This is a genomic window from Curtobacterium sp. 'Ferrero' (assembly GCF_002412165.1).
Lineage (GTDB): Bacteria > Actinomycetota > Actinomycetes > Actinomycetales > Microbacteriaceae > Curtobacterium.
Window position 1 is genome coordinate 1 of record NZ_NXIA01000030.1, and the last position, 24,925, is coordinate 24,925.

At 73.2% G+C, this 24,925-nt stretch carries 26 protein-coding genes, 1 other RNA gene and 1 pseudogene; 17 read left to right on the top strand and 11 right to left on the bottom strand.

Annotated elements, in window-relative coordinates; translation table 11 throughout:
- From Csp2054_RS16520 to Csp2054_RS16535, 4 genes are all read right to left on the bottom strand, one after another.
- A partial coding sequence (locus Csp2054_RS16520) for a glycoside hydrolase family 16 protein (RefSeq protein WP_096900676.1) occupies positions 1-814 on the bottom strand: 814 nt, incomplete at its 3' end.
- A gap of 109 nt (positions 815-923) precedes the next feature.
- A complete protein-coding gene (locus Csp2054_RS16525) occupies positions 924-1,187 on the bottom strand; it encodes a hypothetical protein (protein WP_096900629.1) in 264 nt (87 codons plus the stop codon).
- On the bottom strand, positions 1,169-2,179 hold the full coding sequence (locus tag Csp2054_RS16530; RefSeq protein ID WP_217990947.1) for an HD domain-containing protein: 1,011 nt from the start codon (positions 2,177-2,179) through the stop codon (positions 1,169-1,171). The genes Csp2054_RS16525 and Csp2054_RS16530 overlap by 19 nt, the downstream gene beginning before the upstream one ends.
- Positions 2,180-2,433: 254 nt before the next feature.
- Positions 2,434-2,997, bottom strand: coding sequence for a histidine phosphatase family protein (locus Csp2054_RS16535; protein ID WP_096900633.1), 564 nt, complete (start codon positions 2,995-2,997; stop codon positions 2,434-2,436).
- Between the two features lie 56 nt (positions 2,998-3,053).
- Between Csp2054_RS16535 and Csp2054_RS16540 the strand changes: the two genes are divergently transcribed.
- Positions 3,054-3,305 (top strand): DUF4287 domain-containing protein, encoded by a 252-nt coding sequence (locus Csp2054_RS16540; RefSeq protein WP_096900678.1) that lies wholly within the window; start codon positions 3,054-3,056, stop codon positions 3,303-3,305.
- Between the two features lie 71 nt (positions 3,306-3,376).
- Here the strand turns inward: Csp2054_RS16540 and Csp2054_RS16545 are convergent, their stop codons facing one another.
- Positions 3,377-4,348: an acetylxylan esterase gene (locus tag Csp2054_RS16545; RefSeq protein ID WP_096900635.1), complete on the bottom strand. Its 972-nt coding sequence runs from the start codon at positions 4,346-4,348 to the stop codon at positions 3,377-3,379.
- A 132-nt stretch (positions 4,349-4,480) separates the two neighbouring features.
- On the opposite strand from Csp2054_RS16545, the gene Csp2054_RS18320 reads away from it, so the two are divergent.
- The 3 genes from Csp2054_RS18320 to Csp2054_RS16560 all read left to right on the top strand — a co-directional run bounded on the left by Csp2054_RS18320 (position 4,481) and on the right by Csp2054_RS16560 (position 6,806).
- Positions 4,481-5,071, top strand: a complete 591-nt coding sequence (locus Csp2054_RS18320; RefSeq protein WP_096900637.1) for a hypothetical protein — start codon at positions 4,481-4,483, stop codon at positions 5,069-5,071.
- The gene (locus Csp2054_RS16555) at positions 5,068-5,733 is read left to right on the top strand and encodes an RES family NAD+ phosphorylase (RefSeq protein ID WP_096900639.1); all 666 of its coding nucleotides are present in this window, start codon (positions 5,068-5,070) and stop codon (positions 5,731-5,733) included. The genes Csp2054_RS18320 and Csp2054_RS16555 overlap by 4 nt, the downstream gene beginning before the upstream one ends.
- Before the next feature lie 119 nt (positions 5,734-5,852).
- Complete coding sequence (locus Csp2054_RS16560; RefSeq protein ID WP_096900641.1) at positions 5,853-6,806, top strand: hypothetical protein; 954 nt, start codon at positions 5,853-5,855, stop codon at positions 6,804-6,806.
- A 90-nt stretch (positions 6,807-6,896) separates the two neighbouring features.
- Here the strand turns inward: Csp2054_RS16560 and Csp2054_RS16565 are convergent, their stop codons facing one another.
- The 3 genes from Csp2054_RS16565 to Csp2054_RS16575 are packed head-to-tail and all read right to left on the bottom strand — an operon-like array spanning position 6,897 to position 9,235.
- Entirely contained in the window at positions 6,897-7,721 is an 825-nt protein-coding gene (locus Csp2054_RS16565; RefSeq protein WP_096900643.1) for an alpha/beta hydrolase, read from the bottom strand.
- A 53-nt stretch (positions 7,722-7,774) separates the two neighbouring features.
- The gene (locus Csp2054_RS16570; RefSeq protein ID WP_096900645.1) at positions 7,775-8,356 is read right to left on the bottom strand and encodes a GIY-YIG nuclease family protein; all 582 of its coding nucleotides are present in this window, start codon (positions 8,354-8,356) and stop codon (positions 7,775-7,777) included.
- A 33-nt stretch (positions 8,357-8,389) separates the two neighbouring features.
- On the bottom strand, positions 8,390-9,235 hold the full coding sequence (locus tag Csp2054_RS16575; protein WP_096900647.1) for a siderophore-interacting protein: 846 nt from the start codon (positions 9,233-9,235) through the stop codon (positions 8,390-8,392).
- Positions 9,236-9,352: 117 nt separating this feature from the next.
- Between Csp2054_RS16575 and Csp2054_RS16580 the strand changes: the two genes are divergently transcribed.
- From Csp2054_RS16580 to Csp2054_RS16630, 10 genes and pseudogenes are all read left to right on the top strand, one after another.
- Positions 9,353-10,069, top strand: a complete 717-nt coding sequence (locus Csp2054_RS16580; RefSeq protein WP_096900650.1) for a heme oxygenase (biliverdin-producing) — start codon at positions 9,353-9,355, stop codon at positions 10,067-10,069.
- A 132-nt stretch (positions 10,070-10,201) separates the two neighbouring features.
- Complete coding sequence (locus tag Csp2054_RS16585) at positions 10,202-12,859, top strand: phosphoenolpyruvate carboxylase (RefSeq protein ID WP_096900652.1); 2,658 nt, start codon at positions 10,202-10,204, stop codon at positions 12,857-12,859.
- Positions 12,860-13,624: 765 nt separating this feature from the next.
- Entirely contained in the window at positions 13,625-14,836 is a 1,212-nt protein-coding gene (locus tag Csp2054_RS16595; protein ID WP_255252794.1) for a multidrug effflux MFS transporter, read from the top strand.
- 78 nt (positions 14,837-14,914) lie between these two features.
- Positions 14,915-15,253, top strand: a complete 339-nt coding sequence (locus tag Csp2054_RS16600) for an STAS domain-containing protein (protein WP_096900658.1) — start codon at positions 14,915-14,917, stop codon at positions 15,251-15,253.
- Complete coding sequence (locus Csp2054_RS16605; protein WP_255252795.1) at positions 15,250-15,675, top strand: ATP-binding protein; 426 nt, start codon at positions 15,250-15,252, stop codon at positions 15,673-15,675. Before Csp2054_RS16600 ends, Csp2054_RS16605 begins: the two co-directional genes overlap by 4 nt.
- Before the next feature lie 127 nt (positions 15,676-15,802).
- A complete protein-coding gene (locus Csp2054_RS16610) occupies positions 15,803-16,780 on the top strand; it encodes a helix-turn-helix transcriptional regulator (RefSeq protein WP_096900659.1) in 978 nt (325 codons plus the stop codon).
- Positions 16,781-16,808: 28 nt separating this feature from the next.
- Positions 16,809-17,369: an RBBP9/YdeN family alpha/beta hydrolase gene (locus Csp2054_RS16615; RefSeq protein ID WP_096900662.1), complete on the top strand. Its 561-nt coding sequence runs from the start codon at positions 16,809-16,811 to the stop codon at positions 17,367-17,369.
- 106 nt (positions 17,370-17,475) lie between these two features.
- Positions 17,476-17,955 (top strand): annotated as a pseudogene (locus tag Csp2054_RS18395) (hypothetical protein); the annotation flags it as partial.
- Positions 17,956-18,515: 560 nt separating this feature from the next.
- Positions 18,516-19,451, top strand: a complete 936-nt coding sequence (locus tag Csp2054_RS16625) for a Nif3-like dinuclear metal center hexameric protein (RefSeq protein ID WP_096900666.1) — start codon at positions 18,516-18,518, stop codon at positions 19,449-19,451.
- Positions 19,452-19,453: 2 nt separating this feature from the next.
- Positions 19,454-20,188, top strand: coding sequence for a zinc ribbon domain-containing protein (locus Csp2054_RS16630; protein ID WP_096900668.1), 735 nt, complete (start codon positions 19,454-19,456; stop codon positions 20,186-20,188).
- Between the two features lie 106 nt (positions 20,189-20,294).
- Here the strand turns inward: Csp2054_RS16630 and rnpB are convergent.
- The 3 genes from rnpB to map form a co-directional block, all read right to left on the bottom strand.
- Positions 20,295-20,649, bottom strand: an RNA gene (gene rnpB, locus Csp2054_RS16635) — RNase P RNA component class A.
- Between the two features lie 281 nt (positions 20,650-20,930).
- Positions 20,931-21,689 (bottom strand): polyphosphate--glucose phosphotransferase, encoded by a 759-nt coding sequence (gene ppgK, locus Csp2054_RS16640; RefSeq protein ID WP_096900670.1) that lies wholly within the window; start codon positions 21,687-21,689, stop codon positions 20,931-20,933.
- Between the two features lie 16 nt (positions 21,690-21,705).
- The gene (map, locus tag Csp2054_RS16645) at positions 21,706-22,569 is read right to left on the bottom strand and encodes a type I methionyl aminopeptidase (RefSeq protein ID WP_096900681.1); all 864 of its coding nucleotides are present in this window, start codon (positions 22,567-22,569) and stop codon (positions 21,706-21,708) included.
- Positions 22,570-23,161: 592 nt separating this feature from the next.
- On the opposite strand from map, the gene Csp2054_RS16650 reads away from it, so the two are divergent.
- The 3 genes from Csp2054_RS16650 to Csp2054_RS16660 all read left to right on the top strand — a co-directional run.
- A complete protein-coding gene (locus Csp2054_RS16650; RefSeq protein WP_096900672.1) occupies positions 23,162-23,341 on the top strand; it encodes an SPOR domain-containing protein in 180 nt (59 codons plus the stop codon).
- 36 nt (positions 23,342-23,377) lie between these two features.
- Positions 23,378-24,715: a type I glutamate--ammonia ligase gene (glnA, locus tag Csp2054_RS16655; RefSeq protein ID WP_096900674.1), complete on the top strand. Its 1,338-nt coding sequence runs from the start codon at positions 23,378-23,380 to the stop codon at positions 24,713-24,715.
- 10 nt (positions 24,716-24,725) lie between these two features.
- A partial coding sequence (locus Csp2054_RS16660; protein WP_217990949.1) for a hypothetical protein occupies positions 24,726-24,925 on the top strand: 200 nt, incomplete at its 3' end.

Genomic DNA, 24,925 nt, shown 5'->3' on the forward strand with positions numbered 1-24,925 from the left:
CGACGAGCATCTGCTGCGGGAACCGCGTCGTGGCGTCGGGGGAGCCCGGCCACCCACCGCCGACCGCGACGTTCAGGATGACGAAGAACGGCTTGTCGAACACCCACGGGTTCGTCCCGACGTCCGCGCGCGTCACCGTCCGGTAGGCCGTCCCGTCCACGGACCACGTGATCGCGTCGGCGGTCCAGTCGACGGCGAACACGTGGAACGCGTCGGCGAAGGCGGCACCCGAGGTGTTCGTGTACGCGGCCGAGATGCCGGCCGCCCCCGAGTAGCCCGGTCCGTGCACGGTGCCGTGCACGACGGCCGGCTCGTACCCGACGTTCTCCATCACGTCGATCTCGCCGCACGCCGGCCACCCGACGGAGCCGATGTCGGCGCCGAGCATCCAGAACGCCGGCCAGATGCCCTGCCCGCGGGGGATCCGGATCCGCGCCTGGACCGACCCGTACTGGGCGGTGAACGTCCCCTCCGTCTTCAACCGGGCGGACGTGTAGGAGCCGTCGGCCTCGCGGCGGGCGGTGATGACGAGGTTGCCCTTCCCGTCGAGGGCCGAGTTCCGGCGCGAGTCCGTGTACGTCTCGAGCTCGCCGTTGCCCCAACCGCCGCCGCCGAGGTCGTACCGCCAGATCGACGGGTTCGGCGCGCTGCCCGCGGCGCCGTCGAACTCGTCCGCGGCGAGCAGCACCGGTGTCGCGGCGCTCGCGCGGTCGGTGGTCGTGAGTGCGGCCGCTGCCGTGGTGGTCGCACCGGCGACACCGGCGAGGCCGAGCGTGACGAAGCGGCGTCGGTCGAGCATGGTTCCCTGGTCCATCCCGTGATTGTGCGGCCTGGCGGGGCTGCGCGCCAGCGTTCAGCCGGCAACCGCGGGTGCGGGGGCGGCGTCTGCTTGTCGGGGGCGGCGTCTGCTGGTCGGACGCGGCTCAGCGCGTGAGGTGCCAGACCAGCGGGAGGACGAGCCCGGCGATCCAGACCGCGACGACGACGAGGGCGCCGACGGCGATGGCCCGACGGCGACGGCGGAGCCGCGGGCTGCGGTCCTCGCCCCACATCTGCGCCCGGACGAGCACGCGGTTCGCCTGGTCGACGACCTTCCGGACCTCCGGGTCGTCGAGGGGGAGCGACCCCGACCGAGCGTGCTCGGCGATGGCCGTCGCCTCCTCCACGGTCAACTCGTCCTTGCGCATGAGCCCATCGTGCCACCGGCGTCGTGTCGGTCGGGGCGGACCGAGACCTCGAACGGCAGCGAGGCCTGGAGGGCGTCGACGCGTGGGTCGTGCTGACGACGGCCCGCGACGGTCGGCAGGTCGAGGTAGCTCCGCCGGACGACGTGCCGGTGCACCCCGGTCCCCGAGGTTCGGCCGACGTGCATCCGCCAGCGCTCCGGGTGTCGACGGAGCAGTCGGGCCTCCTCAGCCGTCGCCGGATCCGCGGCGAGGACGGCCCACAGTTCGTCGTCGGTGGCGGCGGCGAGCCCGGCCGCGTCGAGGAGCCCCCGGGCGACCGTCCGGGCGACCAGCGCACGGAGGACCGTCACCGGCACGAGGTTCGCCGTCGAGCGCTGGGCACGGGCCTCCCGCACCGCCAGGTCGACGAGTTCGGCCGCGTCCTCGGGGTCCGCGTCGACCGCGCCGTCGAAGAGCCGCAGCCGCCGCAGCAGGGCGTGCGGCGGTGTCGTCGTCCGGCCGTGCGCCTGGCCGCTGCGGAGGAACGAGTCGAGGTGGTCGAGCTTGAGGCCGCCGCGCGCCGGTGTGAGGACCGACGGCACCGTCCCCTCGTCGAGCGCGATGAGGCGGTCCGGGTCGATCGGGTGCTCCTCGGCCAGCGCCCGCACGGTCGCGCGCCCGAGGGTGTGGTGGTCGAGGCCGGCGATGCCCTCGAGGGTGTGGCTGTACGGCAGGTGTCCGACGTCGTGCAGGAGCGCCGCGAGCCGCGCGTCCGCGTCGTCCGGGGCGAAGTGCGCGACGAGCGCGAGGACCCCGAGCGAGTGCTCCAGCCGCGAGTAGGTCTGCACCGTGGTGATCGACGCGGCACCCGCGTGTGCGATGAACGCGAGGCGTCGGAGTGGCCACGACGTGAGCAACGCGCGTTCGACCGGGGTGAGCGCGACCTCGACGCGCCAGAGCGGATCGAACCACACCCCGTCGTGACCGAGGGTGTCCACTGCGTCGTCGTGCACGGTCCCACGCTACTGGGCCGCACCGACGCCACAGGGCAGCTCGGTGACCCTCCCGCTCGTGGTCGGCCGTTCCGCTCGTGGTCGGCCGTTCCGCTCGTGGTCGGCCGTTCCGCTCGTAGGGTGTCGTTCTTTCCTGCCTGCTACGAGCGGAACGGCTTCCTACTGCGGGCGTGATGGGAAGGAACGCACCGTGCGGGCGCGACCAGGGGACGGACGGGAGGCCCGTGGCGGCGCCGCCACGCGCCTCCCGTCCGTCAGGTGGTCGCCGCCGCGACCGGCGGGAGCGGCAGGCGACGCCAACCGCTCGTCACGCGCCACGCCTCGGGGTCGAAGGTGAACACGCTGCCCATGCCGGGGTGCAGGAACCGTCGCGAGACCGGAGCGCCGTGCAGCGCCGCGAGGAGCAGGGCGCCGACGGCCCCGTGCGAGACGATCGTCGTGTCGCCGACGCCGACCGTGACCTCGCGGACGGCCGCGACGATGCGTTCCTGGGCGTCGACCGCCCGCTCCCACCCGCGGACGGCCTCGTCCGGGTGATCGAAGAAGTCGGTCACGACCGCCTCGAACTCGACCGGCGGCAGGTACCCGGTGGCGCTCCGGTCGATCTCACCCAGGCGCGCCGATGTCGTGACCGGTCGCCCCGGAGCGATGCGCTCAGCGGTCTCGACGGCCTTCCGTTCGGTGCTCGCGGACACCGGCCCGGGTGGGCAGCGCCACGCGTCGGCCCGGGCGCGGCCCACCGACGAGAGTCCCCAGGACCCGATCGGACGCGCGGGGTCGACGAGGGGCTCGGCGTGGGTGACGAACCAGGCGGTCATGCGACGACGATGACACACGGGTGCGCTCGAGCTCGCCGTTGCACTACCGTGACCGCATGTCCGACCACCGAGTCCCCGCTCCCGGACCGCCCGCCGACGGGACGAAGCCCAAGGGCCCGGCGTCCTACTTCCCGAGCATCGAAGCGACGTACGGGCGCCCGGTGCAGGAGTGGCTCGACCTCGTCGCGGACCGGCTCGACGAGCACCGCCACATGGAGGTCGTCTCCTGGCTGAAGCAGGAACACGGCCTGGGGCACGGCCACGCGAACGCGATCGTCGCGTACGTCCGCAGCGCGCTCGGTCGCTGAGCCGGAGCAGAAGCAGGAGCAGGAGCAGGAGCAGGAGCCTCAGCCGACCACTCGTCAGCGGCCGAGCAGCGTCAACCGCGGAGCACCCGCGCGAGGCGGGGGAGCGTGGCCGCGTCGTCGTGCACACCGCCACCCTCGTGGCCGTTGTACTCCCAGACCGTCATCTCCTTCGGCCCGGCGTAGGCGTTGAAGGCCGAGTACACCGTCGACGGCGGGCAGATCGGGTCCATGAGCGCACACGTGAACCACGCCGGGGCGGTCGCACGGGCGGCGTGCAGGGCACCGTCGAAGTAGGCGAGGGTGTCGAACACCTGGTCGCGGCGGTCACGGTGCACCGTCAGGTACCGGGCGATCTCGTGGTACGGGTCGGCGTCGGTGATCACGGTCGCACGCGGGAAGTCGCAGAGGAACGGCACCCGCGGGAAGACGCCCGCCAGTCCCTCGACGAGCCCCGCCACCGCGATCGCGAGTCCGCCGCCCTGGCTTCCTCCGATGACCGCGACCCGTCCTCCGTCGACCAGGTCGAGTGCGCGGACGGCGTCGACCGCGCGCACGGCGTCCACGGTGAGCCGACGGTAGTAGTAGGTCTCCGGGGACTCGATGCCGCGGGTCATCACGCCGGGGACCGCGGGACCGGTGCCGTCGGGGTCCGGCGTGTCGCCGACGCTCCAGCCCGAGCCCTGACCGCGGGTGTCCATCGTCAGGTGGGCGTACCCGGCGGAGGCCCACAGCAGGTGCTCCGTCGCCGTTCCGCGGCCGCCGCCGTAGCCGATGTACTCGACCACCGCCGGGAGCGGTCCGCTCGGGTCCGTCCCCGCCGGCACCGTGAGCCAGGCGCGGATCCGTTGGCCCGCCCATCCCGCGTAGGACACGTCGTAGGTGTCGACGGTCGTCAGGCCCGTGTCGACGCGCGTCGCCGTGACGTCCACCGGGTGCTCGCGGGCGGATTCCAGGGTGTCCCGCCAGAACGGGTCGAAGTCGTCCGGTTCGACGACGGAGCCGCGGTGGGCGACGAGTTCGGGACCGGTGATGTCGGTGTACACGTGTCGACCTTGGCACAGGAGACCCCCGAACGCCGGGAGTGATCGGCCGCGGGATGACCACCTGGTGCGACGGTGGTTGACGTGGTTGTCAGGAAGGTGGGACAATCGGTTGACACGGTTGACGGAGGAATCATGGCGACGACCCAGGGTGCACGGCGCGACGGCGGCGTGCGCACACGGACCCCGAACCCGCCGCTCGGGGGCCGGCGGGTCCTCACCGCGGCCGAGGACGCGCTGCTCGCAGCCCTCCGGTCGCGGATCCTGGACGGTCGAGCCGACGGTGCGGTCGAGGACGGCGCCGACGTCGAGGCGCTCGCCGACCGGATGGTCGCCGCACTGCCCTCCGTCAAGCACGAGGCGGACGCCCTCGTCGGGCCGTTCTACGACACGCCGACGCTCGCGGCGTGGCGCGGCGTGACCCGTCAGGCGCTCAGCAAGGCGGTCGCGAAGCGGGACCTCGTCGGGTTGAAGATCGGAGACGGCAGCCTGGTGTTCCCGTCGTTCCAGTTCGGCGTCTCGGGAGCGCCGCTCCCGCACCTCCGCCAGGTGCTCGCACTGGTGGACCCCGACCGGATCGACCCCTGGGGCAGCGCCCTTTGGCTCAACACGGTGGCGGACGAGTTCGGCGGGACCACCGCGGCCGAGGCTCTTCGTGCGGGGCGTGTCGAGCAGGTCCTGGCGGCGGCGCGTCGGGCGGCCCACGCCTGGGCGGCGGACGCGTGAGCCCGTCCCGCACGACGGTCGCGCAGCAGGGACCGCGGGACGGCGTCGACCTCGCGGACTTCCCCTCCGAGGAGTCGCGGGGGACCACGTTCTACCGGGCGAAGCGACACGACCGGGGCGCGTGGTGGTTCGCCAGCACCGAACCCGATGCCGACGGGATCGACGGCGGTCGCTTCGACCTCGCCGTCCCCCGGGGCACGTGCTACTGGGCGGACTCGGTCGAGGTCGCCGTCCGGGAACGCCTGGCCCACCACGTGCTCACCACCAACACGGTCTTCGCGTCGCGGGCGCGTGAGATGGTCGTCGTGTCCGCTCGGGCCTCCCGAGGACGACGTTTCGCCGACGTCACGCATCCCGCGGCCGTCCGCTCCGGGGTCGGCGCGGAGCTGCAGACCATGACGGACTACCGCGTGCCCCAGGCCTGGGCGCGGGCGTTCGACGCGGTCGGGTTCGCGGGCGTCCGGTACAGCACCCGGTTCACGAGCGACGCGGCAGCGAACGCCTGGGCGGTCTTCGGTGACGCCGGGGTGCCGAAGCGTCCGCGCCCGGAGCGGGTGCACCGCGACGGGGTGACCGCCTGCCGTGAGGCCGGCATCCGCGTCGTCGAGGACGGTTCCACGACCGGTCCGGAGCACTTCACGTTCGTGACGCCGCCGGACTGAGCGACCGGCAGCGGTCGGACTGAGCGACCGGCCACGGTCGGACTGAGCGACCGGCCACGGTCGGACTGAGCGACCGACCGCCGCCACACAGTGTCGGCGGTCGCTCCTACGGTGGCGGCGTGGTCGAACCGGTGGACGCGTGGTGGCGACGGCGACAGTGGTCGCGCGGCGTTCCCGTGCCCTACGCGGTGGGCGAGTTCCGGGCGGCCTGGGCGTCCTACCCCGTCCTGATCCGGCAGTACCACCCGGAGTGGAACCACGGCGTCGTGCTGACCCAGATCCCGCCCGCGGCCGACGTGCTGCTGACGTGGGAGTGCGACGTCGGACACGTGTTCGTCGCGACGCCAGGGGAGCAGCGTGCACGTCCAGGGCGCGAGCGTCGACGGTCGGTGTGGTGCCCGGAGTGCGCGGTCCAGGCGCAGCCGCAACGCTGGCCCGTGCTCCCGGCGGAGTGGCCGGACGCGGTGCCGTTCCCGCAGCGGGTCGTCCGGGCCACCGGTCGGCAGACCCTGCCCGCGGCTCCGGCGAGGGGCGTGCCGGCCGGGGCGGTGGCCTCGTCCCGTGGGCGGGCGCGCCGGACGGGCGAACGGCGACAGCCCGTGCCGCGCGCCCTCTGCCCGAAGACGCCGAGGCTGCCGTCGGGTGAGGCCTTCACGAGCGTCTGCGCTCCCGCCACGGCCTCGGCGGTCGAAGCCGACCTGCGGGCCTCCCTGGCGGCACGGTTCGACTTCACCTTCGACCGCAACGCCATCCGACTCGACCGACCCTTCTTCGACCACGTCGAGGCCTGGCCGGACATCGTCCTGCCGGAGCTCCGCGTCGCCATCGAGTACGACTCCACTGGCCGACACGGGCTGGAACACGTCGGCCCTCGGCAGGAGACCGACCGGCGGAAGGACCGAGCCGTCCGTGCGGTCGGCTGGGAGGTCGTGCGCATCCGGACGGGTCGCCTGCCGGCCATCGGGCCCCACGACCTCGAGGTCTCCGGCATCTCGGCGCGCACGATCGACCGCCTCGTCGACACCCTGCGGGAGCTCCGTGGCCCGCTGTTCGTCGACGCCTACGCGCGGTGAGGGTCGACGTCTCCGCGCGGTGAGATCGGGACCAACACCGCGGAGCACCGGCGCCGGCGCGGAGGCGGACCGGGTGCCGTCCCGACCTGGTCAGCGCCAGAGCCACCGCAGGGCGTCGGGCAGCACGACCCCGCCGTGGTTCGGGCTGTGCCCACCGTCGCCGAGCACGATCCGGTGGTCGTAGCCCCGCTCCGCGAGAGCCGCTGCGACCTGCAGGTTGTGGCTGTACCAGTTGCGCTCGGCCTCGTCGTGGCGCAGGTCGAACCGGTTCGCCTGGAGGAACACCCGCAGGGGCCGGGGGGCCTCGGAACGGATGAGCGCGGGGTAGGGATCGCCGCCGGGGATCTGCGCGAAGCTCGCGACGAAGGCCAGCACCTTCCGGAAACGGTCCGGGCGCTGCCACGCGACCGTGAACGCGCAGTTCCCGCCGCTCGAACCGCCGCAGACCGCCCACTGCTCCGGGTCCTCCGACAGCCGCAGGCCGAGCCGTCCGCGGACCGCGGGCAGCACCTCGTCGACCAGGAACGTCGCGTAGCGGTCGTCGGCCGGGTCGTACTCGGCGTTGCGGTTGCCGGGCGCTCCGGGATCGACGAAGACCCCGACGGTGACCGGCATGTGCCCCTGGTGCACGAGCTGCTCGATCACCACGCCCGCGCGCATGTCCTGCGCTTCGTCGAGGTAGAGCGCGCCGTCCTGGAACACCATCACCGACGCAGGGACGGTGCCGTCGTACTGTGCCGGCACGAACACCCGTACGGTCCGGGTCGTCCCGGGGAACACCGCACTCTCGGTCAGCTCGAAGGCCTCGACCCGCCCGCGCGGAGCGTCGGGGGCGCGGCTGGAGTCGGGACCGTGCTCGTACTGGACGGGTCCCGTCACGACGGGCGTGGGAACGTACGGCAGCGATGACGACACCCGTGCACCGTACCGCTCGCCCCCGCAGCGCCCGGGCGGTACGCACCCACCGCTCAGCCCCGCAGCGCCCAGGCCGCACTGACCCACCGAGCGTGTACGTCCCACGGGTCGACCACGCCCCCACAGACCACCTCGATGTGCGCGAGCAGCTCCGGCGTCGTCCGGAACCACTCGGTGCCCGGGTAGCGCGTCGCCGCGAACTGCCGGTGCCGCCGTCGTTCGAGCGACCGGTCGCCGCGCTCGAACGCCATCAGGTCCTGGTGCGCGATCGCCGCGAGCCGCTGCCGGGGGTTCGCCGTGGTGCCGATCTTCACCCGGTCGCCCGTGTTGTCGCGCATCCGCAGGTAGTAGACGACGTCGACGCGCGGGGGAGCGAGGTCCCCGTCCGGCACGTCGCCCCACCGCCACTCGCACACCGCGCAGACGGCACCGTCGGGATAGCGGACCCCGACCGGCGAGCTGCACATCGCGCACGGTCCGGGCAGCAGGTCCTCGACCCCGGAACCCGTTGCACGGTCGACGACGGTCGACGCGTGGACACCGCACAGCGGCACCGGGTCGTCCGGGTGCACGGGCGCGGTGTCGCAGCCGGGCGCGCAGCAGACGTCGGCGTGCGTGTCCGGTCCGGTGCCCATGGCGGCAGTCTCACACGGGCCACCGTCACCGGGTCAGTCCGCGAAGATCACCCCGACCGGCTCGCGCTTCTCCGCCTGGAACCGGTCCTCGGCGCGCCCCAGCGCCCAGTACGCCGAGAGCGACAGGTCCGACCGGTCGAGTCCCCAGTCGTCCTGCAGCAGCCGGCGGATCGCCTTGACGGCGCTCCGCTCGCCGTGCGCGAAGACCTGGACCGGCCGGGAGGGACGGTCCAGCCCGCGCGTCGCCTCGACCAGCAGGGTGCCCGGCTCGGCGCCGGTGGCGTCGCGGTGCAACCACCGCAAGGCGACCCCGGTGGGGTGGGTGAGGGGCTGTTCGTCGTCGGGCCCGGCCACCTCGACCAGGGCGACGCCCTTGGCGGCGGCGGGCAGTGCCTCCAGGGCGGACGCGATGGCGGGGAGGGCGCTGTCGTCCCCGAGCAGCACGTGCGTGACGGCCGGGTCGGTGGAGGGCGCGTAGCCGCCGCCCGGGCCGGAGAGCGCCAGGCGGTCGCCGGGGCGGGCCGACGCCGCCCACGGCCCGGCGAGCCCGGAGTCGCCGTGCACGACGAAGTCGATCGCGATGGTTCCGGCGACGTGGTCGACGGCGCGGACCGTGTAGGTGCGGCGCGACGGCAGGTCCGCCTTCGGCAGCTCGGCGCGCAGGGACTCGAGGTCGTACGGGGGCTCGAGGCCGAGGTCCGGCCGGGCGAGCAGGAGCTTGACGTACCGGTCGGTGGCGGCGAGGCGCTCCGGGTCGGCGGCGGCCACGAAGTCGGCGAAGGCGGGGCCGCCGAGGTGCACCCGGACCATGTGCGGGCCGAGCTGCTCGGTGCGCTCGACGACGAAGACGTGCTGCGGGCGGTTCGGCTTGGCGCTCATCGGGACGAGTCTCCTCCGGTTCGGGTTCGGGGTCCGGTCGGGTTCGGGGTCCGGTCGGGTTCCGGCATCTGTGAAGGACCTGTTTGACCTTCCCGCCACTGAGGTTAGCCTTACCTCATGGACCCGACGTCGCGCTCGACGGTGACCCCGTTCTCGGAACTGCTCCGACGCCGCGCACACCGCACGCACGGATCGGCCGCGTCCACCGGGTTCGCCGAGGACCTCCTGCAGGGACGGTGCGACGTCGCGGACTACGCCGACCTGCTCGGGCAGTACGCCTTCGTCCACGCCGCCCTCGAGCGGGCGGCCGAGCGCATGGCGGACCACCCGGTCGTGGCCTCGTTCGTGACCCCCGGGTTCACCCGGATGCCGGCGATCGGGGCGGACCTCGAGTACCTCGTCGGACCGGACTGGTCGGAGCTGGTGTGCCCGTCGCCGGCGACCTCGGCGTACGTGCGCCGGATCAACGAGGTCGCCGCCACCTCGCCCGGCGGCTTCGTCGCCCACCACTTCGTCCGCTCGCTCGGCGACCTGTGCGGGGGACGTGCCACCGGGCAGCTGCTCGCGGAGTGCTTCGGGTTCGAGACGAACGGCGTGCTGTTCTTCCTGGTCGACCAGGTCGCCGACCCGGGCGAGTTCGAGCGGACGTACCGCACCCAGCTCGACGCCGCACCGTGGGACGACGAGGAGCGCGCTCGGGTCCTCGCCGAGGTCGAGCTCGCCGCCGCCCTGGACGACGCGCTCGTCGCCGAGGTCGGCGCGGCGCGGCCGCCCCGGCCGGGCGGCGTACACGGCGAGCCGTCCGACGACCCCCTCCGGTCCGTCACGGCCTGACGCCGGGCACCAGCGAACGGTGGCCGTCCCGCCGACTGTTCCGTCCGGACGGTCGTCGTCACCGGGCACGATCGCCCGATAGCCTGCTGGGACACCGGGAAGCAGCTCCCGGCCAGACCCGGAAAGGACCAGATGACGGCCATCGACGGTCAGACGCGCCACGGTCGCGCACGGGACGACGTCAGCGGTGCGGTCGACAGCGACCTCCGCGCCGACGTCCGATACCTCGGCAACCTGCTCGGACGCGTGCTGCGCGAAGTCGGCGGGGACGACCTGCTGCACGACGTCGAGACCCTGCGGGCCGCCGTCATCGGCGCGTACGAGGGCTCGGACGCCGACGGTGCCGCGCGTGCCGAGGAGCTCGTGGCGGCCATGACGGCCGAACGTGCCGAGGCGGTCGCGCAGGCGTTCACCACCTACTTCCACCTCACGAACCTGTCCGAGGAGCACCACCGCGTGCGGGTCCTGCGGCAGCGCGGTGACGACGGCGGGCTCCCCGGCGACTCGTTCCCGGCCACCTACGCCTCGCTCGTCGAGCAGGTCGGCGCGGACGAGGCGGCGGCCCGACTCGAGGGCCTGCGGTTCCACCCGGTGCTCACCGCCCACCCGACGGAGGCCCGGCGGCGCGCGGTCACGACCGCGGTCCGGCGCATCACGGACCTCCTCGACGAGCGCGACCACGCCCGGAACGCCACGGCGCGCGCCGAGAACGAGCGTCGCCTGCTCGAGGAGATCACGACCCTCCTGCGGACCTCGCCGCTCCGGACGACCCGCCCGACCCCGCTCGACGAGGTCCGGACGGCGATGAGCGTGTTCGACCAGACCCTGTTCGAGATCGTCCCGCAGGTCTACCGCCTGCTCGACGACCGGCTGCAGGGTGAGGACGCCGGTCGTGCCCCCGTGGTCGCGCCGCCGTTCGTCCGGTTCGGCACCTGGATCGGTGGCGACCGCGACGGCAACCCGCACGTCACCGCCGACGTCACGAAGCAGGCGGCGGAGATCGCCTCCGAGCACATCCTGCTCGGACTCGCGCGTGCCGCCACCCGGATCGGCAGTGCCCTGACCCTCGACGCGAGCGAGACGCCGGCCGACGCCGGGCTCACAGCCCTCGTCGCGGAGCAGGAGCGGCTCGACCCGGCGACCGCGGAGCGCATCGGCGTGCGCGCCCCGAACGAGACCCACCGCCGCGCGCTGCTCTTCGTGGCGGCCCGGATCCGCGCGACCCGTCGTCGCGACGACCGGCTCGGCTACGCGCACCCCGACGACCTGCTCTCCGACCTCCGCACGATCCAGGCGTCGCTCGTCGCAGCCGGAGCGCACCGCCCGGCCAACGGCGAGCTGCAGAACCTCGTCTGGCAGGTGGAGACCTTCGGGTTCCACCTGGCCGAGCTCGAGGTCCGCCAGCACTCGCAGGTGCACCGGACGGCCCTCGCGGAGATCCGTGCCGGTGGCGAGCTGAGCCCGATGACCGAGGAGGTGCTGTCGGTCTTCCGGACGATCGCGGACCTCCAGGCACGGTTCGGCGTCCGTGCCGCGCACCGCTACATCGTCTCGTTCACGCAGTCGGCGGCCGACCTGGCGAACGTGCACGAGCTCGCCGTCGCCGCGCTCGGGTCGGTCGAGGCCGCACCGGTCCTCGACGTCATCCCGCTGTTCGAGACGTTCGCCGACCTGCACGCGAGCGTCGACATCCTCGACGAGGCCGTCCGCACCGAACCGTTCCAGCGCCGACTCGCCGCGACCGGCCGGAAGCTCGAGGTCATGCTCGGCTACTCCGACTCGTCGAAGGACGTCGGCCCGGTGTCGGCGAACCTCGCGCTGTACGACGCCCAGGCGCGCATCGCCGACTGGGCATCGGAGCACGACGTCGAGCTCACCCTCTTCCACGGCCGCGGCGGTTCGCTCGGCCGCGGTGGTGGCCCGGCGAACGAGGCCGTCCTCGCGCAGCCGCCGGGGTCGATCGACGGTCGGCTGAAGCTCACGGAGCAGGGCGAGGTCATCTTCGCCCAGTACGGCGACCAGGACATCGCCGCGCGGCACCTCGAGCAGATGGCCTCCGCCACGCTGTTCGCGTCGTCGCCGTCGAACGAGCAGCGCACCGCCGCCGCCGCGGCCGAGTTCGCCGACCTCGCACAGCAGCTCGACGACGTGTCCCGGCAGGCGTTCTACGACCTGGTCAAGGCCGACGGGTTCGCGCCGTGGTTCGCCCGGGTCACGCCGATGGAGGAGCTCGGTCTCCTGCCGCTCGGCTCCCGCCCGGCGCGCCGCGGCCTCAGCGTCGAGTCGCTCGAGGACCTCCGCGCGATCCCGTGGGTGTTCTCGTGGACGCAGGCGCGCATCAACCTCGCCGGCTGGTACGGGCTCGGGTCCGCGCTCGAGGCCGTCGGCGACCTCGACGTGCTCCGCCGCGCGTACGCCGAGTGGCCGCTGTTCGGCGCGATGATCAAGAACGTCGAGATGTCGCTCGCGAAGACCGACGAGCACATCGCCGGACGCTACCTCGAGCTCGCCGACCGCGACGACCTGGCGGCGAAGGTGCTCGACGAGATGCGTCGCACCCGGGCCTGGGTGCTGCGGGTCTCCGGCGGTGCAGACGTGCTCGAGGACCGACCGGTCCTGGCGCGCGCCGTCCGCCTCCGCAGCCCGTACGTCGACGCCCTGTCGCACCTGCAGCTCCGGGCGCTCCGGGCGATCCGGACGAGCGGCAGCACCGACCCGACGGACCGCGACCACCGGCTGCTGCTCCTGACGGTGAACGGCATCGCCGCCGGTCTGCAGAACACCGGCTGATCGGCCCGCTGGCCGCCCTGTCGGCAGCACGGAACGCGCGCGCACCGACGACCCACCCGTCGGACGACGCGCGTTCCGTCGTTCCCGGGGTGCGTGACGCAACCGCCTGGAGGCCCGGTGCCGGTCCGTCGGACCGCCGCCGGACCTCCAGGCGGTCGCCGCGTGCGCGCTGGTGCTGCCGCTGCCGCCGCCGTGCCCGGCCGCTGGTGCTGCCGCCGCCGGAAGGGCTCGGAGCCGGGGCCGGCCCGGCGTGGCGCGAACGGGCACTTCCCGCGGTCTGCGCGCTCCCTCACCCGCAGGATCCGCCCGCTCGCGCGTGTTCGCCCCGCGCGTCCGTCCGCTGCACGATCGCGAGCGGTCGAGCGGGCGCTTCCTGTGGCCGGCAAGCTTCCTCATGCGCAGGATCCGCCCGCTCGCGCGTGTTCGCCCCGCGCGTCCGTCCGCTGCACGATCGCGAGCGGTCGAGCGGGCGCTTCCTGTGGCCGGCAAGCTTCCTCATGCGCAGGATCCGCCCGCTCGCGCTTGCTCGCCCCCGCGCCAGGTCGCCGCACGGTGACGACGGGTCGAGCGGGCTCTTCCTGCGGCTCGCGAGCACCCTCATCCGCGGGAAGCGCCCGCTCGCGGGTGCGGGCCCGCTGCGTGCCGCAACGCGCGGGGCGGGGGTGAGCCGCGACGTCGCCGTTGTCGTGCGACGACGGCCGTGCCATCGCGCCAGTGGGTGAAAGCCCTTGTCGAATCGTTTCGACACGGCGTACCGTGGCGTGGGTGACGACGGCGCGCACCGGGAACCCGACCACCTCGACGGCCCTGCCGCCGATCGTCCCGCTCGCGCTCATCGTCGGTGTGTCCCCGTTCGCCACCGACATGTACATCCCGGCGCTCCCGGCCATCGCACGCGACCTCGGGACCACACCGGGCGCCGTGCAGCTCTCGTTGACGGCGTTCCTCGTCGCGTTCGCCGCCGGGCAGCTGCTCGTGGGGCCGGTCAGCGACGGCCTCGGACGCCGACCGATGCTCCTCGTCGGTACGGCGGTGTTCGCGCTCGCGTCGGTCGGTTGCGCCCTCGCCCCGGACGTCGCGACGCTCGTCGTCGCCCGGGTGCTGCAGGGGCTCGCCGGCGCGGCGGGTGCGGTCGCCGGACGGGCGATGGTCTCCGACGTCACCGGAGGGCAGCGGATGGCGAAGGTGTTCGGCACGCTCGCCGCGATCAACGCGATCGGACCGGTGGTCGCTCCGCTGGCCGGGGGAGCGGTCCTCACGGTCTCGACCTGGCGGGCGATGTTCGTGGTGCTCGGCGTGCTCGGTGCGGTGTTCTTCGTCGCCGTGGTCGCCCGCTTCCGGGAGACGCTGCCGACGTCGGCGCGCGGCGGGGTCGGCTTCGGCGCGAACTGGCAGCGGATCCGGGCGCTCACGGCGATCGGGCGCTTCCGTGCGTACGTCCTCACGGGCGTGCTCTCGACCATCGGGTTCTTCGCGTACATCGCCACCAGCTCGTTCGTCTTCCAGGACGAGTACGGGTTCAGTGAGCAGCGCTACACGCTCGTGTTCGCGACGAACGCATCGATGATGATCGTCACGACGCTGGTGTTCCGACGCATCGTCGGGTGGTTCTCCGAGGACGCCCTGCTCACGTGCGGCCTCGCGGTCGGCACCCTCGGGGCGGTCGGGGTCGTCGTGTCCGCGGTCACCGGCGCCGGCCCGGTGGCGGTGTGGTGCTCGCTGGCGGTCGTCACGGGGGCTTGGGGCTTCGTCCTGCCCGCGGCGATGACCAGGACGCAGCACGTCGGCGCCGCGCACCCCGGCACCGCAGCGGCGCTCCAGGGCGGCCTGACGTTCGGGCTCGGCGGCCTCGGCACCCCGCTCGCCGGGGCGCTCGGCGGCACGGCACTGGCGATGGGCGGCGTCATGGCGACGCTGATCACGGCGGCCCTCGTCGTGCAGGTGCTCGCCACGCGCCGGGCCGCTGTCACCCACTGAGGTGACTGTGCCGGTAGGTTCGGACCGGTAGGTTGCCAAGGGGCAAGACCGACCGGAACCGAAGGGGACCCCACCGGGATGGACATCGTCGTACACGAGGCATCGGACCGCACCGCAGTGCTGGAGTGCTCCGGCCGACTCAACATGGTCTCGGCTCCGGCCTTCCGGGAGCGGGTCGCCGAGGTGGTCGGTTCCGGCCGCTCGCACCTCGCCGTCGAGCTCTCCGGGGTGGACTTCATGGACTCCTCCGGCCTCGGCGCCCTCGTCGGCAGCCTGAAGACCGCGCGGCAGGCCGGCGGAGACCTCCGGATCGCCGCGCCCTCGGAACAGGTCCAGATGGTCCTGAAGCTCTCGAACATCGACAAGATCCTGCGGACGTACCCGGACGGGGACGCCGCGGTGACCGACTGGCCGTGACGCCGGTGACCACCGCGACCGGCGCGCACCGCGTCGACATGGACTGTCCGCCGGACGACGTCACGGCGGTGCACGACTTCCTCAGCCGCGTCTGGCAGGCGGAGCCGACGGTCTCCGCCGAGGACCGCATGGCGCTCGAGCTGGCCCTCGTGGAGCTCACCTCGAACGTGATCGAGCACGCCGCGCAGGGCCGTGGTGTGGCGTGCCGGGTCGACCTCGAGCTGTCGGCGGACGGCTACGCGGCGGAGGTCAGCGACGACGGGCGTCCGGCTGCGGTCGACCCCGGTGCTGCTGCGCTGCCCGACGACCTCGCCGAGAGCGGCCGGGGACTGGCGCTCGTGCAGATGGTCGTGGACGAACTGCGCTACGAGCGCGCCGGCGACCGGAACCGTTGGATCCTGCGCCGCGCACGGCACGACTGAGACGTCCTGTGGAGCGGGCACGCGAGGATTCGTCGGCTCGTCCGGCCCGCGCAATGCGTGAGCCGATTCCCGCCACGGGTCGTGGTCGATTGCGCGTGTCCGGTCTGCGCGTGCGACGCTTCCGACGATGAGCTCCACCCGCGACTCCTGGACCAGTGCCGACCCCAGGACGACCTTCGAGACGGCCGGTGTCGAACCCGAGGGCGCCGTCCGGCTCTACGAGGAGGCCTACGACGGCACCGGCTTCGCGGCGGACGTCACCGAGCGTCCGTTCGGCTACCGGTTCCGCGTCGTCGGCGACGACACGATGTCCTTCCGGTCGACCCGTTTCGACGGGCGGATGCAGGGCGAGGTCGAGGTCAGCGACGAGTACGTCGTCATGTGGACGGCCGAGGGCGGTGGACGGGTCGACGTCGGGCGTGACGAGGTGGCGTTCGGTCCCCGCACACCGATGATGTTCCCGACCGGCAGGCCGTTCGTGTTCGACCTCGCCGACCTCCGGCAGAGCCTCGTGCAGTTCGACCGTGCCTACCTGGAGCGGATCGCCGCCGAGGTGCACGGGGTCCAGCCCGGTGCGATCGTCTTCGACCACGCCCGTGAGCCCGGCGCCGAGGACCTCGCCGCCTGGAACGCGAAGGTGCGCGAGGCTGCCGGTGTGGTGCTCGGGCCGCGGCCCCTGACCGGACTCGCGCTGGCCGAGACCGCGCGGGGGACCGCCCTGGCGCTCCTCCGGACCTTCCCGCACACCGTGGTCGCCCCGGACGTCGTCGTGCCGCAGGGGGCGACGGGTCGCGTCCGCGAGGCGGTCGAGTACATGCACGCCTTCGCGCACACGCCGATCACCACCACGGACGTCGCCGCGCGGGTGGGCCTGAGCGTCCGCGGACTGCAGCAGGCGTTCCAACGGCAGGTCGGCACCGCACCGAACACGATGCTGCGGGGCATCCGGATGGACCACGTCCACGACGAGCTCCGTCGCGGACGCCCCGGCGAGGTCACGGTGGCGTCGATCGCCGTCCGTTGGGGCTTCGCACACCTGGGCCGGTTCTCCGCCGCCTACGCCAGCCGGTTCGGCGAGTACCCGCGTGACACGCTGCACCGCTGACGGCCGGGTCCACCGGTAGCCTGACCGGGTGCAGCGACCACGACCGTGGGTGATCGTCCCGGGGATCTGGGACTCCGAGCCCGAGCACTGGCAGTCCCGGTGGCAGGACGAACGTGCAGCGCGGGACGCCCGCGTCGAGCGCATCGCCCCCTCCTCGTGGACCGAGCCCGACGCCCCGGACTGGCGCGATGCGATCTCCCGCGCGGTGGACGCCTCCGACGCTCCGCCGGTCCTCGTGGCACACAGCCTCGGGGTGCTCGCCGTCGCCGACTGGCTCGTGACCGAGCCGGCGGTGGCGGACCGGGTCGCGGGTGCGTTCCTCGTCGCCCCGCCCGACCCCGACGCCGAGGCGTTCCCGTCCGCCGCGCGGGGCTTCACGGCACCGACCGGTCCGGCTCCCGTCCCCACGCTCCTCGTGGTGAGCGACGACGACCCGTACTGCTCGCCGGGACGGGCGCTCGCGTTCGCCGGGACGCTCGGCGCCGAGGTGCGCCGCATCGGACCGGCAGGGCACGTCAACGTCGCCGCCGGCGTGGGTTCGTGGCCCGAGGGTCGGCGCTTGCTCGACGGCTTCGCGGACCGCGGCTGAGGACCGCCGCGACACGCCGCTCACGTCCACGCCGATATGGCAGCGGATGTCGCGACACACCGCGGATCTCCCCGGTTGTGACGCTCGCGATATTCATACTTCTGGCATGGAGACGCAGTCCGGTGCACGCACCCCCCTCGTGGACCCGTTCGGTCGCGAGCTCGAGGAGTGGCTCCGCGACGCCCCGGCCACGCGGTCGCCCTACCTCGCGGACCTCGTCGTCCCCCCGGTGACCGGTCCGGTCCAGCGACCCGACCTCACCGGCGCAGCGGCGGACGCCCCCGCACGCGACGACAGCGCGCCGGCGCACGACGACAACGCGTCGGCACACGACGACAACGCGTCGGCACACGACGACAACGCGTCGGCACACGACGACAACGCGTCGGCACGCGACGAGAGCACCCCGGCACACGACGACAGCGATCCCGCGCCCGCCGCCTTCCGCCGGGACCGCACCCGCGCCCGGCACGCCGCCTGCGCCCCCGCGTTCCCCGAGCCCCCGGCCCGGATCGCCCTCCGCATCGAGGACCTCGCGGTCGAGGTCGCGGCGTCCACCGGTCGCCCGACCATCGAGCGGATCGTCNGCCGTGCGGCTCACGTGCCGGCCCGCACGACCCACGAGGCCGGCCGCCGCACCGCGCCCGCGCACGCCGCCGGAGCGGTCCGGTCCGCTCCGGTCCGTACCGTCACGGACCCGTCCGCGGACCAGTCGTCCGCTGCCGTCGTGACCCCCGCGCTCATCGCGCCGGAGCGCGCACCGGAACCTGTCGCGGAACGCGACGAACCCGCGCGACCGGCACCGGGCCTCCTGGCCGTCACCCCGGTCTCCGCGAACACGCGACCGACCCCGCTGGTCCAGCCCGCGACCGGTCCCACGGTCGTGGACCGGGCGGCGTTCGCCGCCGCCCTCACCACGCACATCGGCGCGACGGCGAGCACGCCGGTCGTGCTCCCGGAGTCCGCCCGTCCCGTCGCCGACGAGTCGGCTGCGGCCGCTGCCGACGACCGGCCCGGCTGGTGGCAGCGCTTCGTCGCGCGCCTCCTGCGCGTGTTCGGTCGCGCCTGACGGTCGGACGGGAGGCACGGTGCACGTCCGCACGTCGGCCAGCGCTGGCCGTCCGGTCGGCTCGGTAGACTGACGGGATGCCGAAGCTCCGCGAACTCCTGGACGTCGTCGAGCAGCTGTGGCCGTCGGCCGGCGCCGAGGGGTGGGACGCCGTCGGTCTCGTCGCGGGCGACCCCGAGGCGGAGGTCCGGCACGTGCACCTCGCCGTCGACGCCGTCCCGGCGACCGCCGCCGAGACCGTCCGGCTCGGTGCGGACCTCCTGCTGACCCACCACCCGCTGTTGCTGCGCGGCGTGACGACGATCGCGGAGTCCACGTACAAGGGGAGCGTCCTCGCCACCCTGGTGCGTGGCGGCGCCGGGCTGCTCGCGGCGCACACGAACGCCGACGTCGTGACGACCGGCACCTCGGCCGTGCTGGCGGACCGCCTGGGGCTCGTCGGGCAGCGTCCGATCGAGCCCGGGCCGGACGGCACCACGGGCATCGGGCGGGTCGGCACCCTCGCCGAGCCGACCACGCTCGGAGCCCTCGCTCGGACCCTCGTCGACCTGCTGCCCGGCACCGCCACCGGTGTGCGGGTGTCCGGGGGCTACGACGACGCCGTCCGGACCGTGGCGCTCTGCGCCGGCGCGGGCGACTCGCTGCTGGGCCACCCCGAGGTCCTCGGCGCCGACGTCTACGTCACGAGCGACCTCCGGCACCACCCCGCGTCGGAGTTCCGCGAGCAGGCGCAGCTCGTCGGCGGCCCCCGGCTCATCGACACCTCGCACTGGGCCACCGAGTGGCTCTGGCTCGACGTCGCCGCAGCCGAGCTCGCGGCCGCCGCCGGGGTCCGGGTCACCGTGAGCGACCTGCGCACCGACCCGTGGGACTTCGCCGTCCTGCCGGCAGCGGAACCGACAGCAGCAGGGGCGCCCGGCCCCGCCGGCACGCCCGACCACGCCGGCACACCAGACCACGACGGGCCCGCCCCCGCGGGCACCGCACCGTCCACCGAAGCAGAAGGAGCCTGACCGTGAAGGCAGCACCCGAGGACCAGGCCATCCTCCTCGACGTCCAACGACTCGACAACGACGTCACCCGGATCGCGCACCGCATCACCGCGCTGCGGAAGGGCGACCAGCTCACCGAGCTCGGCACGAAGGCCGCCGCACTCCGGGGTGAGCTCGCCGCCGCCACCGGTCTCGTGGAGGACGCAGAGCGTGACCTCGCCCGCCTGGAGTCCGACACCGCGACCGCCCAGGCACGGGTGGAGCGGGACACCACCCTGCTGCAGAACGTCGGCAACGCGAAGGACGCCGCGGGGCTGCAGAACGAGCTCGCGTCCCTCCAGCGGCGCATCGGCGACCTCGAGACCTCCGAGCTCGAGGTCATGGAGCAGCTCGACGGCCTCCGTGCCCGGGTCGGCGACATCGAGGCGCAGCTCGCCGAGGTCGAGACCGCCCGCAGCGGGCTCGTCGCCGAACGGGACGCCGAGATCGCCCGGCTCGAGGGCGAACGCCGGTCGGCCGAGCAGTCCCGCGCCGACGTCGCCGCGAAGGTGCCGGCAGAACTCCTCGCGCTCTACGACCGGCAGCGCGCCCGGTACGGCTTCGGGGCGTCGCTCCTGCAGGGCGGCGTGTCGACCGCGTCGGGTGTGACGCTGACGAACTCGGACCTGCAGGCCATCCGCGCCGCAGCGCCCGACGACGTCGTGCTCTGCCCGGACAGCGACGCGATCCTCGTGCGGACGGCCGAGTCGGGGCTGTAGGACCGACCATCCGAAGGACGGGAGGCCCGGTGCCAGCTGGCACCGGGCTTCCCGTCCGTCCGTGTGGGCACGGAGTCCGCGGTGCGTCGCGGCACGGTTGCCAGGGCGAATGGGCCGGCCGTACGCCGGGTTCTGTCCCGCTCTCGCGGTGACGGCCATCTCTCTCGGACCGACGTTGCCGCCGGCCTCCAGCGGTCCACCCGAGGACTCGGCGAGCAGCCTCATCGTCCTCTGTCTGACCTTGCTCCGGGCGAGGTTTACCGAGCGGATCCGGTCACCCGGACCCCTGGTGGTCTCTTACACCACCGTTTCACCCTTACCGACGTCGCCGCCGGCGGTCTGCTTTCTGTGGCACTGTCTCGCGGATTGCTCCGGGTGGGTGTTACCCACCGCCCTGCTCTGTGGAGCCCGGACGTTCCTCGGCACTCCCGGGGGAGTGACGCGACCGTCTCACCGACCCATTCGCTGCCACGAGTCTAGCGGGCGCGTGCGGTGGTTCCCGCCCGGCCTCGCGTGGTCCCGGGCGTCGCGCGGTCCTAGGCGTCGTGCGGTCCCGGCTCCCCGAGGTTCCGGAATTGCGGCATCTCGACAGGATGCGGGGGCGCCTGTGGAACCTCAGCGCACACCAGGCGGCGAGTCGTGGAACCTCGGAGGCCGTCTCGGCCCACCGCAACCGGTCCGCCGGTCGGTCGGCCGCCCGAACCGGCGCCGCGCGGTCTCGGCGTCGCGGTCCCGGCCGCCGCTACGACTGCGGCTTCGACCGTGCGGCGAGCGTGGCCGCGCCGATGATCCCCGCGTTGTTCCGCAGCGTCGCCGGGATGATGTCCGCCTGCAGGTCGAGGAGGGGGAGGTACTCCTCATGGTGCTTCGACACGCCGCCACCGACGACGAAGAGCTCCGGCGAGAGCAGCGCCTCGAGCGTCGAGTAGTACTTCTGCAGCCGCTTCGCCCAGTGCTTCCACGACAGGTCGTCGCGCTCCTTCGCCGCGAACGACGCCTTCGACTCCGCGTCGTGTCCGTCGATCTCCAGGTGCCCGAGCTCCGAGTTGACGATGAGCACGCCGTCGTTGATCAGCGCCGTGCCGATCCCGGTGCCGAGCGTCGTGACGATGACGAGCCCGTCCTTGCCCTTGGCCGCCCCGAACTGCTGCTCGGCGTACCCGGCGGCGTCGGCGTCGTTGACGAAGTGGATCGACCGCCCGAGTTCCTTCTCGAACAGTGCCTCGGCTTCGAACCCGATCCACTTCTTCGACACGTTCGCCGCCGACATGGTCTTGCCGTCGCGCACGATCGCCGGGAAGCAGACGCCCACCGGGACCTCCGCGTCGGGGGCGAGCTCCTCGACGATCGACTTCGCCACGGCGACGATGTCGTGGGGCTTGCCGCCCTCGGGGGTGGCCTTCTTGATCCGGTCGGTCGTCAGTTCGCCGGAGGCGACGTCGACGATCGCGCCCTTGATGCCCGTTCCGCCGATGTCGACGCCGACTGCGAGGGAGGTCATGTGTCCGCTGTGCCTTTCAGGAGACGGTGAGGAGTTCCGCGCCGCGCTCGGTGACGACGAGGGTGTGTTCGAACTGGGCGGTCCAGGACTTGTCCCGCGTGGAGACCGTCCAGTCGTCGGGCCAGATGTCGGCCTCGATCCCGCCGAGGGTGAGCATCGGTTCGATCGTGAACACCATGCCCTCCTCGATGACGGTGTCGTGGTGGGGTGCGTCGTAGTGCGGGATGATCAGTCCGGAGTGGAAGGTCCGTCCGACGCCGTGCCCGGTGTAGTCGCGGACGACGCCGTACCCGAAGCGCTTCGCGTACGCCTCGATCGCGCGACCGATGACGTTCACCCGCCGACCGGGAGCGACGGCCTTGATGCCGCGGCGGAGTGCCTCCTCGGTGCGGGTCACGAGGTCCTGCACCTCCTGCGAGGCCTGCCCGACGACGAAGGTGCGGTTGGTGTCCCCGTGCATCCCGTCCTTGTAGGCGGTGATGTCGATGTTGACGAGGTCGCCCTCCTGCAGCACGGTGTCGTCGGGGATCCCGTGGCAGATGACCTCGTTGAGGCTCGAGCAGAGCGACTTCGGGTAGCCGCGGTAGCCGAGCGTGGAGGGGTAGGCGCCGTGCGACACGACGAAGTCGTGCCCGATGCGGTCGAGCTCGTCCGTGGTGACACCGGGACGGATTGCGGCACCGACGGCGTCGATCGCCTGCGAAGCGATGCGCCCCGCCACCCTGATCCGCTCGACCTCCTCGGCCGTGTACGTGTCGCCGTGCCCGTACTCGTCGGGTTCGGCGCGGCCGACGTACTCGGGGCGCTCGATGTCCTTCGGGACGGACCGCTGCGGGGAGATCCGGCCGGCGGTCAGGTGTCCGTGTTCGTCCCGGGGCATGCCGACCACTCTAACCGGCAGCACGGGGCCCCGAGACTCGGCTCGGCGGACATCCCTCGCGGGCCGGAACCGCGAAGGTGTCCGCATGGCCGAGTCTCGGCGCCGGTGCCCGCGCCCCTGCCCGCGCGCCCGCCCGCGCGCGCCCGCGTACGCCCGCACGCACCCGCGCGCACCGCCCCACGTCGCGAAAGCGACAGAAGCGTGCCGTGGCCACGCACCGAACTGTCGCTCTCGCGAAAGCGAGAGCGACAGGACCACCGAGCCGCCCACTGTTGCGCCCGCCCCGCGGCCACCGCGACGGCCTGGAGGCGCGGCGCACGACCGGCGGACCGGCACCGGTCCTTCAGGCCGCCGGTTGGGGCGCGGAGCGCACCGCGGAAGCGACACCGGCGTACGAGCGCGGTCCGTCCCCGCCGCGAAGGCGACAGAGCCGTGCCGCGGTCACGCACCGATCTGTCGCTTTCGCGAAAGCGACATCGACGCACCGCACCACGCCCGCGCCCGCGCCACGCCCGCGCCCGCACCTCGCCCGCATCGCGCCCGCACCGCGCGCGCCCGCACCACGCCCACCCGCCGTGGGTACGGTGGCGACATGAGCGACGAACGCATCGAGGCCCAGTGGTGGTTCAACGAGAAGACGCACGAGGTCGAGCAGGGACCGCAGTCCCCGCAGCGCGACCGCATCGGCCCGTTCGACACGAAGGAGGATGCGCAACACGCCCTCGACCGCATCAAGGCGAACAACGAGCGCTGGGACGACGAAGACCAATAGGCTGATCACCCCAGCTGCACCACGGAAAGGGCGTCAATGGACAAGCAGACGGACTTCGTGCTCCGCACCATCGAGGAGCGCGGCATCAAGTTCATCCGACTCTGGTTCACCGACGTCATCGGGACGCTCAAGTCGGTCGCGATCGCGCCGGCCGAGGTCGAGGGCGCCTTCGCCGAGGGCATCGGCTTCGACGGCTCCGCGATCGAGGGCCTGACCCGCAGCTACGAGGCCGACGTGCTCGCGCACCCGGACCCCTCGACGTTCCAGATCCTCCCGTGGCGCGGCGAGATCGACCCGACGGCGCGGATGTTCTGCGACATCACGACGCCGGACGGCCAGCCCGCGGTCGCCGACCCGCGCAACGTCCTCAAGCGCACGCTGGCGAAGGCGAGCGAGCGCGGGTTCACGTTCTACACGCACCCGGAGATCGAGTTCTACCTGCTGAAGAGCCGCGACTGGAAGGACGGCGGCCCGCAGCCCGTCGACCAGGCCGGCTACTTCGACAACGTGCCCGGCGGCAGCGCGCACGACTTCCGTCGCCGCTCGGTCCGGATGCTCGAGGACCTCGGCATCTCGGTGGAGTTCTCCCACCACGAGGCCGGGCCCGGGCAGAACGAGATCGACCTGCGGTACGCCGACGCGCTGACGATGGCGGACAACATCATGACGTTCCGCACGGTCGTCAAGGAGGTGGCGATCGAGCAGGGCGTCTACGCGACGTTCATGCCGAAGCCGCTCTCCGGGCAGCCGGGTTCCGGCATGCACACGCACGTGTCGCTGTTCGAGGGTGACCAGAACGCGTTCTACGAGGCCGGCGGCCAGTACCAGCTCTCCGAGACCGCGAAGCACTTCATCGCCGGCGTCCTCAAGCACGCGCCGGAGATCACGGCGGTCACGAACCAGTTCGTGAACTCGTACAAGCGGCTCTGGGGCGGCGACGAGGCACCATCGTTCGTCACGTGGGGCCACAACAACCGGTCGGCGCTCGTCCGCGTGCCGCTGTACAAGCCGAACAAGGGGCAGTCCGCCCGTATCGAGTACCGCGGCATCGACTCCGCGGCGAACCCGTACCTGGCGTACTCGCTGCTCCTCGCCGCCGGCCTCAAGGGCATCGACGAGGGCTACGAGCTCCCCGCCGAGGCCGAGGACAACGTGTGGAGCCTGTCCGACTCGGAGCGCCGCGCCCTCGGGTACAAGCAGCTCCCGGCGAGCCTCGACCACGCGCTCGGCATCATGGAGGACTCCGAGCTAGTGGCGGAGACGCTGGGCGAGCAGGTGTTCAACTTCGTGCTGCTCAACAAGCGGCAGGAGTGGAAGGCGTACCGCGACCAGGTCACGCCGTTCGAGCTCGACACGAACCTCGGCGCCCTCTGACGCCGCCCGCATGACCCGCCGGACGAAGACGTCGCGTTCCGAGCTCGCCCGGCTCGGCTTCGCCGAGCTCTCGGAGAGCCTCGAGCGGATCGCCGAGTTGGAGACCCGCCTGGAGGCACGGCTCGGCTCCGTCCTGCCGCAGGCGGGCAACGGGTCTGCCGCGGCCGACGGCGGGGCCGACGCCGGTCCTGGGGCCGGCGCCGGCCGAGC